The organism is Cytobacillus sp. FSL M8-0252 (assembly GCF_038007345.1).
GTDB classification, from domain to species: domain Bacteria; phylum Bacillota; class Bacilli; order Bacillales; family Cytobacillaceae; genus Cytobacillus; species Cytobacillus kochii.
The window spans coordinates 4285283-4300660 of record NZ_JBBOWZ010000001.1; the positions used below are offsets into that span (position 1 = coordinate 4285283).

General features: G+C 39.5%; 11 protein-coding genes. 2 read left to right on the forward strand and 9 right to left on the reverse strand.

Translation table 11 applies throughout. The annotated features are described in order from the left end of the window. Window positions 1-216: 216 nt before the first annotated feature. The 3 genes from MKX83_RS21750 to MKX83_RS21760 are packed head-to-tail and all read right to left on the reverse strand — an operon-like array spanning window position 217 to window position 4906. Window positions 217-2016, reverse strand: coding sequence for an ABC transporter substrate-binding protein (locus MKX83_RS21750; protein ID WP_341057925.1), 1800 nt, complete (start codon window positions 2014-2016; stop codon window positions 217-219). Window positions 2017-2046: 30 nt separating this feature from the next. Next, window positions 2047-3546 carry an ABC transporter permease gene (locus MKX83_RS21755; protein ID WP_341057929.1) on the reverse strand — a complete coding sequence of 500 codons (1500 nt, stop codon included), beginning with the start codon at window positions 3544-3546 and terminating at the stop codon, window positions 2047-2049. A 13-nt stretch (window positions 3547-3559) separates the two neighbouring features. Next, on the reverse strand, window positions 3560-4906 hold the full coding sequence (locus MKX83_RS21760; RefSeq protein WP_445293171.1) for an ABC transporter permease subunit: 1347 nt from the start codon (window positions 4904-4906) through the stop codon (window positions 3560-3562). Window positions 4907-4966: 60 nt separating this feature from the next. Here MKX83_RS21760 and MKX83_RS21765 point away from each other — a divergent pair, with 60 nt between their 5' ends. Continuing rightward, a complete protein-coding gene (locus MKX83_RS21765) occupies window positions 4967-6724 on the forward strand; it encodes an ABC transporter ATP-binding protein (protein WP_341057934.1) in 1758 nt (585 codons plus the stop codon). 46 nt (window positions 6725-6770) lie between these two features. Here the strand turns inward: MKX83_RS21765 and MKX83_RS21770 are convergent, their stop codons facing one another. Then, on the reverse strand, window positions 6771-8081 hold the full coding sequence (locus tag MKX83_RS21770; protein WP_328198231.1) for a short-chain fatty acid transporter: 1311 nt from the start codon (window positions 8079-8081) through the stop codon (window positions 6771-6773). A 238-nt stretch (window positions 8082-8319) separates the two neighbouring features. Between MKX83_RS21770 and MKX83_RS21775 the strand changes: the two genes are divergently transcribed. Continuing rightward, window positions 8320-9237, forward strand: a complete 918-nt coding sequence (locus MKX83_RS21775) for a nuclease-related domain-containing protein (protein WP_341058656.1) — start codon at window positions 8320-8322, stop codon at window positions 9235-9237. Window positions 9238-9249: 12 nt separating this feature from the next. Here the strand turns inward: MKX83_RS21775 and MKX83_RS21780 are convergent, their stop codons facing one another. The 5 genes from MKX83_RS21780 to hpaI form a co-directional block, all read right to left on the reverse strand. Next, the gene (locus tag MKX83_RS21780; protein ID WP_341057939.1) at window positions 9250-10191 is read right to left on the reverse strand and encodes a hypothetical protein; all 942 of its coding nucleotides are present in this window, start codon (window positions 10189-10191) and stop codon (window positions 9250-9252) included. 123 nt (window positions 10192-10314) lie between these two features. Further along, window positions 10315-11304, reverse strand: coding sequence for a 3,4-dihydroxyphenylacetate 2,3-dioxygenase (gene hpaD, locus MKX83_RS21785; RefSeq protein WP_095371702.1), 990 nt, complete (start codon window positions 11302-11304; stop codon window positions 10315-10317). A gap of 13 nt (window positions 11305-11317) precedes the next feature. Next, window positions 11318-12790 (reverse strand): 4-hydroxyphenylacetate 3-monooxygenase, oxygenase component, encoded by a 1473-nt coding sequence (hpaB, locus tag MKX83_RS21790; RefSeq protein ID WP_095371701.1) that lies wholly within the window; start codon window positions 12788-12790, stop codon window positions 11318-11320. A gap of 12 nt (window positions 12791-12802) precedes the next feature. After that, on the reverse strand, window positions 12803-14323 hold the full coding sequence (gene hpaE / locus MKX83_RS21795; protein WP_340976668.1) for a 5-carboxymethyl-2-hydroxymuconate semialdehyde dehydrogenase: 1521 nt from the start codon (window positions 14321-14323) through the stop codon (window positions 12803-12805). Between the two features lie 27 nt (window positions 14324-14350). After that, window positions 14351-15280 carry a 2,4-dihydroxyhept-2-ene-1,7-dioic acid aldolase gene (gene hpaI / locus MKX83_RS21800; protein ID WP_307316121.1) on the reverse strand — a complete coding sequence of 310 codons (930 nt, stop codon included), beginning with the start codon at window positions 15278-15280 and terminating at the stop codon, window positions 14351-14353. Window positions 15281-15378: the final 98 nt, after the last annotated feature.

Consider the following 15378-nt stretch of genomic DNA (forward strand, 5'->3'; position numbering starts at 1 on the left):
TGGAATATGAATTTGTTGCTTCAATATTAAATCACTTTATTATCACGTAACCAATCAGCATTTTATATCGAAAGCAATGATGACTCTTGATAGTGCGAAATGCCACACTGAAAATTGTTCTCCTCCTTTTACTGACCCCATCACTCAACTAGAACGATAGCTCCATACAAAAACCCCCCACAAATTCCTGTGAGGGGTATCTTTCATTTCTATCCTTTATTCAGCTTGATACTTACCTAAGAATTCCTTCACTTTATCAGCATCAGCTTTTAGTTCATTGCCAGTATCTACTAGTGGACTTACTGTAGATGAGGCTTTGATTTTATTACCTTGGTAGTAGTCGATGATTTCCTCTTGGTTGATAGAGTAAAGTACGGCTCTTCTTAGATCGGCACTTTCAGAAACGGCACGACCTTCTGTATTAAATAGAAGGTATGATACAGCATTACTTGGAATGCTTTGTAATTGTAGTTTGCTATCGCCTTCTACCGTCTCATATTTATTTTCTGGTACGCTGTATTGAATATGTGTTTCTCCGTTACGTAAGGCAGAAAGTGAGCTATCAATATCGGCAATTAAACGAACATTTACTTGATTAATATTTGGTTCATTTTCAGTATCCGTCATATAACCTGGGTTTTTGTAGAATACAGCTTCATAATCATTTTTATGAGATAAGATGTATGGGCCACTAGCATATAACGTATTGTCATAGCTATCGCCTTCAGTTACTGTGTTTTGGTCACCATAAGCGATGTCCTTGTTTACATCAAAGTCTTCCACTTTATACGTGTTGATTGATTCGACTTGTTCTTTTGATACAATACCTGCAGATTGGTGCGCAAGGTAGTTTAATACTTGTGGGAATGGTTCTGTAGTTGTTACTTTCACCACTTGGTATTTACCTGCTGCGTTATCTGCTGCATCATCTTCAGCAACTAACTCGGCAATCTCTGTATCTAATCCTTCTTCAAGTGCTGCTTTAACCGTACCCTCGCCACCTGAAGTTTGTACTTTCTCTAATTCTGAAACATCTGTCACAACTTCAGCTGTCTCAATATGCTCATGTAAGCTATATGTGCGGTGATCTGGTACAGAATTTTTATCCTTCGCACGTTCTAGTGAGAAGACAACATCCTCTGCACCAACAAGGTCATCTGTTTCTTCTGCTTTTTTATCAGTAACTTTGGCAAAATTAACGTCATCTCTTAATAAGAAATAATACTCAGAATTGCCATCTGCAATACTAAAATTACGAGATAGGGAACCATCAGCCGTCACAACATCATCATCTGTTAAGTTTACAAGGCGAATATACATATTCGAATTCAACATATTAATAGAACCATCGTTCCCTTTAATTGGGTCAAGGGAAGTCAGTGTTGAAAGTGTTTGCGATAATACGAGTGGATCTGATTCTCTCTTCGCTTCATCTTGGAAATCAATCGTTTCCCATGCTAAAGAGCGCGATTTAGAAAGGCGAACAGAATCTGGTACTAACACATCTTTATTCAATGCTTGTGTTTTGTAAGAGCTATATAATGGTGCAATATAAGCTTTATCAAATACAAGTTTTTCCTCGAATTCCTTATATGTTTTTGCGTATTCTTCTGGTGTTTCAGTACTTGCTTTATCTATCAACTCATCAATCTCTTTATCAGCCATAATGCTGTAATCTCCACCGCTAATAAACAATGAACGCACAGCGTAATCTGGATTTCCTGTTACAGTCGTCCAACTTGATAAAGCAACATCATAGTTTCCTGCATCTTGTTGTGCTTTAAAGCTACCATAGTCAGGTTGGATGTTTAATTTTACATCAAAACCATTCTTCGTTAATTGGTCACGAACAATGTTCATGTCCTCTTCACTACTGCTCATGCCAAGAATCTCTATTGATGGCTTAGAGCCATCACCACTACCTGAACCTTCATTCTCAACATCAGATTTTGTATTCACACATCCTGTTAGAATCAATGTAAATATTAACAAGAATGATAGTACCGCCTTTTTCATCTGCTTTCCCCCCTGAAAGTCTTTTATTTATTAATCAAGCTTAGGGTCAAGTGCATCACGCAACCCGTCCCCAAGAAAGTTAAACGATAAAACAAGTGCAATAATAGCAATACCAGGATAAATAGCTAAGTAGGAATGTGATTCTAGATAAGCACTACCTACTTTTAAGATATTACCCCATTCCGGTATATGCGGCTCAATTCCTAATCCTAAGTAACTTAAACTACTTGTGGCAATTACTGCTCCTCCGATTGTTAACGTAGCCTTTACAATCATTGGCGCCATACTATTTGGGACAATTTGTTTAAAAATAATCGATAGATTACTTGCTCCGAGCGCACGAGCCGACATAACATATTCCATATTGGAAATCATCAGCACATTTGCTCGCATCGTTCTTGCATACGTTGGAATTGAACCAACACTTAAGGCAATCACTAGTGTCGTTGTGCTTGCCCCGAAAGCTGCGATGATGACGATCGCAAGTAACATACCTGGAATAGCATATAATACATCTAATAATCGCATTAAAATATTATCCGTGCGTTTCCCATAATAACCAGAAATAGCACCTAGAATCCCACCAACCACAAACGGAATGAAGGTCGATAAAACCCCTACAATCAGAGAGATCCTGGCCCCAAAGACAATGCGCGAGAACACATCGCGACCAAAATTATCTGTACCTAAAGGATAGGCAAGACTTGGCATTTGTAATGTAGCACCATAATTATTATCAACCGCCATACCATAATCGAAGGTCCAATAACTGCAAATCGATAAAGAGAAAATAAACAGAATGAAAAATAATCCTAGCATCGCTGTCATATTACTCGCAATTTTCTCCCACATCGCATACCATTTAGCAACAGTAGATGGCGTTTTGCTGAACACTTCTAATAGCATAAATAAACCTAAGGCAAGGGCAAATAAATTACCGGTTAAAGAAGTAAGTATTAATAGGATTCCTACAGACAACTTCCATTTCGATAATTGTCCGTTATCTTTTTTTACTAAAAGGAGTACAACCAACTGAAAAACGAAAATGGCCAGTAACAAAAACATACCCATGAGGAATGTATTCGCTACGTAAGGTTTAAACAAGTTTAATGAAGATACCGCAATCACGTAGAATTGCGTCATCAACATAAACATAGTAAATAAGTATTGTGGGGTTTTTTTCTTTTTAATAAGACCAAATGCAAAAGCGGTTGTGAAAATATTACCCACCAATACACTTAATAGTTGGAAATAACCCCACATTCTTGTCGACGAGCGTATAACGCCATCTCTTTTCAAATCCCGCTTCACTTGATAAGCAATAAAAGATTGAATGATAGAGAAAACGGCATAAGCAATAAATAATGAAAAGAAAACTGGCTTGATTGCCCCTGTTGAAAAATCAATACCTGCAAGCAAAAAGATCAGCGTTAAGGCAATAGAGACAACAAGGGCAAAGTTGGCCTGCGCATATTCAGATGTCGCCTTTAAGGCGAATTTTTTTAACAAGCTATCTTTATGAGTAGACATGCTGCACCTACTTTTAATATTGTTTCATTTTTGAACGAATTCTTGGATCGATAAATGCATATAAAATATCAATCAATAAGTTCACTAATGAGATTGTAATGGCAATATATACAACACCGCCCATAATAGCGGGAATATCAGGGATAAATTGTTTATCAACAATATAACTTCCAATTCCACTAATATTAAAAACTTTTTCTGTAACAGCAGCTCCACCGAGCATACCGCCAAACATTAAACCAATGACAGTAATAATTGGTATCAAAGCATTTCCAAAAGCATGGCGCCAAAGTATGCGGCGTTCATTAAGACCTTTTGCTCTTGCAGTAATAATATAATCTTCATGGATGACTTCTAGCGTAGATGAGCGAGTCATCCGAGCAATGGAAGCCATTAAACCGGTTCCCAGGACAACCGCTGGCATGATAATCGAAAGCAAATTACCTGGTGTAAAAGTAGCCGGCAGCCACTGTAACTCAATCGAAAATGTTAAAATAAAGATTAAACCTTGCCAAAAATTCGGAATCGATAACCCAATTAAAGCTACGAACATAAGGGTATAATCTAAAAAGGTATTAGACCTTGTAGCAGAAATGATTCCAATAGGAATGGCAATAACAATCGCTAAAATTAAGGCAATAAACGTTAGTAATAATGTAATTGGAATTTTTCTAGCGATGGCATCCACAACATTTTCATTTCCGGCAAAAGAAGCACCTAAATCAAATGTGAAAATACCTTGAATTGCTTGCCATAATTGAACCCAATACGGTTGATCTAACCCATAAATTTGGTTAAATGTCGCGATCTGTTCCTTAGTAGCCGTTACTCCCAAAATATTGGCAGCTGGATCAAACGGTGAAATATACAAAATCGTAAACACAAAAAAAGCGACCCCAACAATAACAAATAGGGTGGAAACAAGCCTTTCAAAAATATACTTTATATACGGATTCATATACAAGAAAAGGAGGGTATAGAACAATAATCCAGGTATGAACGTTAGAACAACAAATACTGGATGTTCTAATAATGATCGCATGATACTTGCAAAAGTTAATTGATCTTCTCCTCGCTGTGCTAATTCCTCCTGAACTTTATCCTCTACTACCTGAAGAAACTCATCCTCTGCTCTCTTTTCAGCCACTTGTTTCATTTTCAACTCATCTATCTTTTGCTGAAAGAACGTTTGCTTTCGCCTTTGCTGTTCTATATGTTTCGTAATTAATTTTTCCTTTAAACCGGCTTCTGTGCATGCTTGATGGAGCTCACGCCATAACCGCTGATAAGCGTCATCTTTTCTCTTTATGAGGTAAATAATGAAGCTAATCACATAAACTGGTAAACCTATAATCAACATCTATAATATGACTGTCAATATTGTTCGAGAGTAAACATCAAAGTTTGGTAGGTGGAGAATGTGGAACCGTTATTAAAAATAGAAAATTTACAAGTATCCTTTATGTCTCGAGAGAAGGAATTTGAAGCTGTCAAAGGTGTCAGCTTTACTGTCAATAAAGGAGAAACATTAGGCATTGTCGGTGAATCAGGCAGTGGCAAGAGTGTCACTGCCCGCTCGATTATGAGACTGCTCCCGTCTCCTCCTTCCCTTTTAAAAGACGGCGAGATTATGTTTCTCGGTAAAGATCTGGTCAATGCAAGTGATCAAGAAATGGAAGCGATCAGAGGGAAAGATATGAGCATGATCTTCCAAGATCCAATGACCTCGTTGAATCCAACGATGCGTATTGGTCAACAATTAACTGAAACAATGCTAAAACATACAAAAGGATTAGGTAAAACTCAAGCAAAGGCTGAAGCCATTGAGCTTTTAAGATTAGTAGGGATTCCAAAGCCAGAAGTTCGTTTTGCCCAATACCCACATGAGTTTTCTGGCGGGATGCGGCAACGGGCAATGATTGCTATCGCTCTTGCTTGTCGTCCTAAGCTACTCATCGCTGACGAACCAACAACAGCACTTGATGTAACCATACAAGCGCAAATACTGAACCTAATGAAGCATATGCAGGAAAAATTCGGTACTGCGATCATTTTAATCACCCATGACCTTGGCGTTGTTGCTGGCATGTGTGACCGTGTTGTCGTAATGAAGGACGGGGAAATCGTTGAAAAAGGCACAACCGAAGAAATCTTTGAGCATGCCACTCACCCTTATACATTACGATTACTCAACGCTTTACCAAAGCTTCATGAAAAAAAGAAAGCAAAACCAGCACCGCGTATTAGTGAAGATATCAATGCAAAAGAACCCCTTCTCGAAGTAAAAGCATTGAAACAACACTTCGATTTAGGCAAAGGCCAAGTGTTGAAGGCTGTTGATGATATTAGCTTCTTTATTAAACCTGGTGAAACACTTGGTCTTGTCGGGGAGTCTGGTTCAGGAAAGTCCACCACCGGGCGTGCGATTTTAAGATTAAATGAACCAACTGCTGGTGAAGTGTTGTACCAGGGTATTCCTGTGAATCAACTAACAGCAAAGGAAATGAAGATGATGCGCAGACATATGCAAATGATTTTTCAAGATCCTTATGCTTCATTACACCCGCGCTTTAAAGTAATTGATATTATCGGTCAAGCACTAGATATTCATAAGCTCGTAAAAAATAAGCAAGAACGCCGGAAACGCGTAGAAGAATTACTAGAAATGGTGGGTTTGGAGAAGGAACATGCAATGCGTTATCCCCATGAATTTTTTGGGGGACAAAGACAGCGAATTGGGATTGCCCGCGCACTTGCCGTCGAGCCAAAATTCATCGTCTGTGATGAGCCACTCTCTGCACTAGACGTATCCATCCAAGCGCAAATCGTTAAATTACTTGAAGACTTACAGCAAAAGCTTGGATTGACCTACCTATTTATTGCCCACGACCTCTCCATGGTTAAACATATTAGTGACCGTGTAGCCGTTATGTTCGGGGGAAAAATCGTCGAACTCGCAGAAAGTGAAGAACTCTATGCTAACCCGCAGCACCCATATACAAAATCACTACTCGCCGCCATCCCAATCCCTGACCCAGCGATTGAACGGCAGAAAAAACGCGAAACTTTGTCCGCACAAGAAGAGCGACGTGAGGAATATCAACTCGATAATGCTGAACTTGTGGAAGTAACGCCTGGGCATTGGGTTGCTCAGCCGAAGGTAACAGTGGGTATATAAATGAAAAGCCGGCCATTTTCGGTCGGCTTTTCTTATAGGGGATTCTCTAGTAGACAAAATAGATAAGAATAGTAGTGATCACGCCGACCCACACACTCAACAAAATACAATAACCCATTATATGGCGAATATGCAGACCAACAACACTTAATATAGGTAGAGCCCAAAAGGGTTGAATGAGATTCGTCCAACCATCTCCCCAACCGACAGCCATTGCAGTGATGGCATGATTTACTCCTAGTTGTGCTCCTGCCGCTACTTGTAATGGACCTTGTAATGCCCATTGTCCCCCACCAGACGGGGCGAGTAGGTTCACCGCGCCTGCAGTCCAATAAGTAAAAACACCAAAAGTATCTGATGTGGCCACATTGGTTATCCAATTGATAATAGACTCGGCTATCCCTGAACTACCGAGTACCGCAATAATGCCAGCATAGAACGGAAATTGCAAAATAATCGGTGATATCGATGAGGCCGCATCCTTAAACGCTTCTGCATATTGAGTAAGCGACTGATGAAATAATAAACCTAAAGATAGAAACGCAAGATTAATAATATTTAAATCTAAATCTCTACCATTCCAAAATGAAACTAGTAAATAAATGAGTCCAATCAAACCTGTTACCGTTCCCCAAACCTTCGATCGCTCTAACTTCATAGCCGGACTATCTATTTTCTGTTCCTTTTGTCGAGAAGTTACCTTTTTTTCTTTTTCTACAAAAGGAATAATGTCTTTTTTTGGTGCCATTAATATGATGAATAGTGGCATCGTTATCACTAAGGCAATAAGAATCGTCATTGTACCTGGATGAAATATTGTCTCGGAAGTTGGAATGACACCAATAACACTTTGAAGAAAATGACCTTCTGTTGCCACTGATAATCCAATTGAACTCGATAAACCAGCTGTGTACAATACCGTGGGTGCATATGCAGCTGCTACAAGTAATGGAAAATGCGCCTGCTGATTTCTTTTACCAACCTCTCGGGCGATGATTGCACCGACAATGACCGCCAATCCCCAGTTAATATAATAGGCAAATGAGGATACGAGAAAGGTGAGAATATAAGCTTGATTTGCACTTTTGGCTAATGATGCTACACGGCTGAGAAAACGTTGGATAAAAGGGACTTTAGCTAATGCCATTCCCGTCATTAATAATAAAACCATTTGCATAGTAAAGGTTAAATAAGTCCAAAAACCATCACCGAAAGACTCCACAATCACCAATGGCTCACTTGGATTCATGATTAAAGCAAGACCCATCATGAGTAACATCAGAATAACAGCAATGACAAAGGCATCCGGTAAAAATCTCTCAACCATTTTTGAAAAACGGTGTGCTAATCGATTCATTCCCTACTCCCCCTAACTTGCTCGTCAGCACTAGGCTGTAGTACATGGTATGAACGAGAGAAAAGGGATATACGCTTTATTTTCTCAAAAGTTTGTCCAAACTCTATTTGGTTACAAAACTTTAATTATGTAACACACTTAAGAATCTTTCACATGCTCTAATGTAATAGTTAACATGGCGAACTTTCTCCTTTATAATATAAGAAAAAGTAGGAAAGGATGATTTTGATTGCCCATTATGAAACCTCTATACCCTCCTCAACAACTCCGTTTTCTTCTTGCACTCCATGCTCGAAAGGAATTATCGTCAGACCACCTTCATCACCTACAAGCAATGAAAAAAGGAGCAGATGGTGAAATACGTTGGACAACCCTCTTAAGCGAACTGCCAGATGACATTCCCATTCTTTATGATCTCAATTTAGAGATTAACCAATCCATTATTCAATTGGATGCTCTTTGTATTCTGCAGAATAAAATAGTTATTTTCGAAATTAAAAATTTCAGTGGAAATTATACACTGGTTGGTGACCAATGGCTTAGTCCTTCAAAAAAAGAAATGAAAAGTCCACTCATCCAAATCAAACGAAATGAACCACTCATTCACCAGTTTCTTAAGAGGTACCAGCTCCCCATTCCCTTTGAATACCACCTCATATTCGTTAATCCCAAATTTATTTTATATGGTGCAAAACCAAATGAAAGTATCATTTTTCCTGGACAAATTCCTCCATACCTTGACTCATTAAAAAAACAAACTATCTCTCCAACATTACTTCACACTAAAATCATCGAGACATTATTAAACAACCACAAAAACAAACTAAACATGCTTGTTAAACCAGAATATCATTATGAAGAATTAGCGAAGGGTGTGTTTTGTAATAAGTGTTGTGGGAGGATGGAGCGAGTGAGTAAAAAAACTTTTTTATGCAAGAAATGCTCCCATTCGGGATTCGTAAATGACATCATCTTAAACAATATTAAAGACTATTCAATCCTATTTCCTGAAAGGAAAATTAAAACATTAGATATATACGATTGGATTGGGAAGCAAGTAAGCACTGCCATTATTCATAGAATTTTACAGAAAAACTCTAAAAGATTCGGAAGTGGCCGAGCAACCTATTACGAACTCATAAATAGCTATTTTTAACCGTACCTCAGGTCATGAAATTCCTTGATTAAACAAGAGACTAAACACTTTTTTGACGATTTGGGGCAAAGCCAAAACTAATGACCGAAGAAAGAAAAGTCGTGGCTTTACCTTTTTTTCCCGGCTTATCTTTTCTTTCTCAACGAGATTAGGCGCGATTTCTCCCTTTGCCCTACTTATCTTTTCTTTCTCAACCAGATTAGGCGCGATTTCTCCTTTTTCCCTACTTATCTTTTCTTTTCCTAACAGATTAGGCGCGATTTCACCCTTTCCACTAATTATCTTTTCTTTCTCAACCAGATTAGTCGCGATTCTACTCTTTTCCCTACTTATCTTTTCTTTCTCAACGAGATTAATCGCGATTCTTCCCTTTGCCCTACTTATCTTTTCTTTCTCAACCAGATTAGGCGCGATTCTTCCTTTTTCCCTACTTATCTTTTCTTTCACTGCCAGATTAGTCGCGATTCTTCCTTTTACTCTACTTATCTTTTCTTTCACAACGAGATTAGTCGCGATTCTTCCTTTTTCCCTACTTATCTTTTCCTTCACTGTCAGATTAGTCGCGATTCTTCCTTTTTCCCTACTTATCTTTTCTTTCATAACTAGATTAGTCGCGATTCTTCCTTTTACCTTACTTATCTTTTCTTTCACAACGAGATTAGTCGCGATTCTTCCTTTTTCCCTACTTATCTTTTCTTTCACAACGAGATTAGTCGTGATTCTTTCTTTTACCCTACTTATCTTTTCTTTCACAACGAGATTAGTCGCGATTCTTTCTTTTACCCTACTTATCTTTTCTTTCTCATCCAGATTAGTCGCGATTCTTTCTTTTACCCTACTTATCTTTTCCTTCACAACTAGATTAGTCGCGATTCTTCCCTTTACCCTACTTATCTTTTCCTTCCCAACGAGATTAGTCGCGACTCTCTCTTTTCCTCTACTTTTCTTTCCCATCCAGATCAGTCGCGACTATTCCTTTTTTAGATGAAACGACTCGCAGTCATTCTATTTTCAAAAAAATTAGCTTTCTTACTAGAAATAGAGGGAGTGCTTCCAATGAAGACTCCCTCTCTCCCATTACACAATAAATATCGGTTTAGCCTGCTTCAATTTCCCTGCCACAGTTTCAAGTGGTTTGCCAGTGTGTACATCTAGAACGGTTGATGCTTCATTAAACCAACAGTCCGGTGCTGCTGCACCCCAGAATGTTTGGCGGCGTTTGTCGTTGAGCTCCCAACGTATTGGTTTGAAGTCGGGATCGCTCGTTAAATAATCGCCATTATATAGCTCGATACGGTGGCCATCTGGGTCTCTTAAATAGAGGAAAAAGGCATTGGATAAGCCGTGTCTTGCTGGGCCACGTTCAATATTTTCTGCATAACCTAGTGCTGCTAGCACATCACAACCATGAATTAGGCTCATCGGATCACTGAGCCAATAGGCGACGTGATGTACACGAGGGCCTTCCCCATTCATAAAGGCGACATCATGGACGGATGGTTTTCGATGAATCCAGGCTGCCCAGATTTTATCCTCTTCAGTTGCCGTGTATTCTGAACAAGAGAAACCGAGTTCTTTTGTATAAAAATCATAAGCGGCTTCCACATCAGAGACCATATTATTGAAATGGTCAATCCGTTGGGCCTTTGCGCCTTGATATAAATCGTAGCGTTGTAATAGGCGCTCAACTGTATCCATTTTCGCAAAAAATTCTAACGGGATTCCTGAGACATCTTGTACCCGTAAAGCCCTGCCAATGGCATGCTGGCTCCCCTCTTCTAACCACTTTGTCTTCATACCGTGCTTTTCAAACATAGCTGCCAATGCATCTAAATCAGCATCTGACCTTACTTTATAGCTTGTGACTTCAACATGTGGTGCGTCTGCTTTCTTCAACACTAGACTATGATGAACATGTTCCTCTAAGCCTCTTAAATAAATCGTATTTTCATCCGATTCGGTTTCTACTAAACCAAGCCCTTTGATATAAAAATCACGTGATCGTTCTAAATCGGTCACATGTAAAATCGCTCTAGCCGTGCGAATAATATCAAAATCTACACTCATCACGCGCTCCCCCTTAAACGTTTAAAAACTTTGAATTGGACGCTTTGCCTAAAAAGTCTTGTACTCTGGCCTTTAGCTCATCCTTCGCTTGATAATGATCAAAGTAGGTCATCCCCATACGGATAGGATCGCCGAAGAAGTAGTATTCATAATGCATTTGCCTGCTGCCAAATGCACTCATCGTGATATCCCAAGCCAACCTAAATAGTTGAACTCTCTCGTAACCTTCTAGATTCTTCCCTTGTAATCCACGGTGAATAATATCACCAATTTCTTCATTTTGAAAATCAGCTTGTGTCGGAATTCCCATTAATCCAGATGCACCTAGTACACGTAGAATTTCTATGAGACGAGGATAAACTCTTGGGTACCAGTTGCGTGCAGCATCGAGTGCCTCGTAATCAGGTGTCATGGTGCCCCACTTATCGAGCTTTGCATTATGTTCAGCACGGTACATATGAGATTTCATCGTTTCAAGTGCCAACATGATTTCTGTTCCTTTGTCTTTCACATGTTGGAAACTATCAATACCAATGGCATCCATCATCGACAAAGCTACTCCAAGTAAAAATTCTGTCTTAATGATATTTTTTGAAACGACTTGGTGCGACATATGCACGACCGCATTTGTTTCGCGGAAGGTGCGGTTACAAATTGATGAATTCCCGCACACAAATACACGCTCCCACGGAACAAATACATTTTCAAATGAAACAATCGCATCTCCTTCTTCAAAACGGGAGCTAAGTGGATGGTCATAACCATTTCTCCCATAATCGAATGATTCCCTACTAATAAACTTCAATCCTGGGGTATTATTCGGAATGGCGAACGCTAAAGAATACGGATCATCCAATTCACCTGCTTTTTTCACAGTCGATGGAAATACAAGAATTTCATCAGTGATACCGCCTTGCGTTGCTAATAAACGGATACCATCCACATATATCCCTTCATCTGTTTTCTTCACTAAATGGAGGGCGACATTGGCATCCTTCTGTTCATGTTGTGCCTTAGCCCTGTTCACTTGTGGATGAATCAATGTATGTGTCAAACTAATATCATTTTCCCTAGCAAATTCGTAATACTTACGTGCGTTTTCTGCGAACATCGGATCTGCTTCAGCAAATAATTCATTTGATACACCCATGGCCATCACTTCTGCATTCAAGTAATCGGGGGAGCGCCCCATCATACCGCCTGATGTAAGGGCCCACTCTTGAATGGCTTCTCGTCTTTTTATTACATCTTCAATCGTTTTTGGTTGCAACCAAGTCATTCCTACTTGTTCACCTGTTGTTGGTGACGTGTAAAGCATTTTTGCCGGTTTTTCAAACTGCAAATCGTATAGGTTCGCCATTGATTTCACGACACCTTTTAAACCGGGATGTGTTGTTACATCTTGCACTCTTTCGCCGTGCAAATAAATATTATTGCTCGCCTTTTTTAGTCGCTCGATATATTGCTTTCCATTCTTTGCCCCCATCTATTCCCCTCCTTATTTTTTCTTACCGAATTGTGGAATATGGTGATCACTGATGGCGACATGAATGACCTTAGGTTCTGTGTAAAATTCGAAAATGGCATAATGTCCACCTTCTCGTCCGATACCACTCGCCTTCGTTCCACCAAACGGAATTCGTAAATCCCGTGTGTTTTGCGAATTTATCCAAATCATGCCTGCCTCTACAGCTTGGGCCACACGATGACCACGCTTAATATCATTCGTCCAAACGAAGCCAGCTAAGCCATATTTCACGTCGTTTGCCACTTTGATGACCTCTTCTTCTGTTTCAAATTCAATCACAGCCATCACTGGTCCGAAGATTTCTTCCTGGCAAACTTTCATATCATTCGTCGCGTTTAATAATAAAGTTGGTGGAACATAATTACCGGCAGAGAATGCTGCTGGCACATCCCCTTGGAAAACGTCACAGCCTTCTTCTCCCGCGATTTCAATATATTTTTTCACTTTATTATAATGGGCTGTTTCAATCAGCGGGCCAAGTTCAGTGGCCTTATCCATGGGATCACCAACGACGATATTCTTCACCCGCTCTTTAAGTGCTGCAACGAACTTTTCTTTAATATTTTTGTGCAAAAACACGCGGGAGTTCGATGTACAGCGTTCACCGTTAAAGGAGAATATCCCCCAAACAGCTGCATCAAGGGCGCGATCTAAATCGGCATCCTCAAAAACAATCAACGGTGATTTCCCGCCTAATTCCATTGAGGTTTTCTTCAACGTATCGGCAGCATTTTTAATAATGGTCGAGCCAGTCGTTGTTTCACCCGTAAATGAAATCGCTTCCACATCAGGATGACGAACAAGTGCATCTCCGGCCGTTTCCCCGAAACCATGGACAATATTGAATACCCCTTTCGGCAAACCTGCTTTTTGTATCACTTCAGCCAGTTTATTTGCCGTTAAAGGAGATAGCTCCGCAGGTTTAAGGACGACCGTATTCCCTGTCGCTAAAGCAGGGGCCACCTTCCATGTTTCTAACATAAACGGCGCATTCCACGGAGTAATTAACCCCACCACCCCAAGCGGTTTATAGATTGTGTAATTGATAAATTCATCGTCCACCTGATAAGCTTCACCATGCAAGGTCGATTCAACCATTTTCGCGTAAAATCGGAAGTTCATCGCTGCACGTGCCGCTTGTTTTTTCGTTTGACTGATTGGTAACCCTGTATCAATCGCTTCTAATCTCGCAATCTCTTCCGCTTCTTCATCAATAAGGTCAGCGATGCGGTTAATATAAACCATCCGCTCTGAGATTTTCATCGTTTTCCAAATTGTCTCGAAAGCTGTCTTCGCACTCTCAACTGCAACATTAATATCTTCCTTATCGCCTTCAGCTACAAGATTAATTGTTTCATTTGTAAAAGGACTTAGATTGGCAAATGTTTTCTTTGAAACACTATCAACAAATTCACCATTGATAAATAAGGATACATCCTCAACTGCAAAATTTTGCTTTGATTGATTCGTCTCAGTCACATGATTAGTCATATTGTTTCACTCCTTGTTTAAATCACTTTACTTCTGCACGACACTACCAGGAAGGTCCACATAATGTTTTAAGACTTCTGCAATTTCATCTTGCAAGCTCTGCGTAGGTAAATCCATCGGAAGTCTAAGTACCGGCTTAATTTTGCCCATTTGACCAAGTGCTGCTTTTAATGGTGCAGGATTCGTATCTTTGAACAAAACATCATTCAACTGCATGAGTTCGTAATGCAAGTTTTGCGATCGTTCTACATCGCCAGCTTTCCATGCATCATAAATCGCTGCCACCTTATCTGGGACAATATTTGCTGTTGCGCTAATATGTCCTGCGCCACCAATGGCCAGCATCGGATAACATAACAGTTCAATTCCTGAATAAAGTAAGAAGTCACGACCGCAATTCAGAAGTACACGATTCACATGTTCGAAGTCCTTATTCGATTCTTTTACACCAATAATATTTGGACAATCTTTACTTAACTTCGCAAGTGTTTCCACATGCATATTTGTGCCTGTTCGACCTGGGATGTTATAAACGATGAGGGGGAGATCTGGTACAGATTCAGCGACAAGTTTAAAGTGCTTATATAGCGCATGTTGCGAAGGTTTATTATAATAAGGAACAATGATTAGGGCAGCATCTGCACCCATCTCTGCTGCTTTTTTTGTTAAGTACAATGTTTCCTGATGGTTTGTTGAGCCTGTACCTGGTACAAATGGTACTCTTCCGTTAATTGTTTCTTTCGCCACTTCCATCACTTTCAATCGTTCATCGATTGTTAATGAACTTGGTTCTCCAGTTGTTCCTGTAACAGAAATACCATGACTTCCGCTTTCAATATGCCAATGGATGAGCTTTTTAAATGATTCAAAGTCTATCGATTCATCTTCATGAAATGGTGTAATAATCGGTGCGATCGAACCTCTTAATCTTTGTTTTACTTCAGCAAACTTCGTCATTTACAAACACTCCTTCTTTAAAGTTATTTCTGAAATTTTTGAATATTTTATTGTAAGCTCTTTCATTTGCAGTTTAACATGTGTTAGATTATATAAAA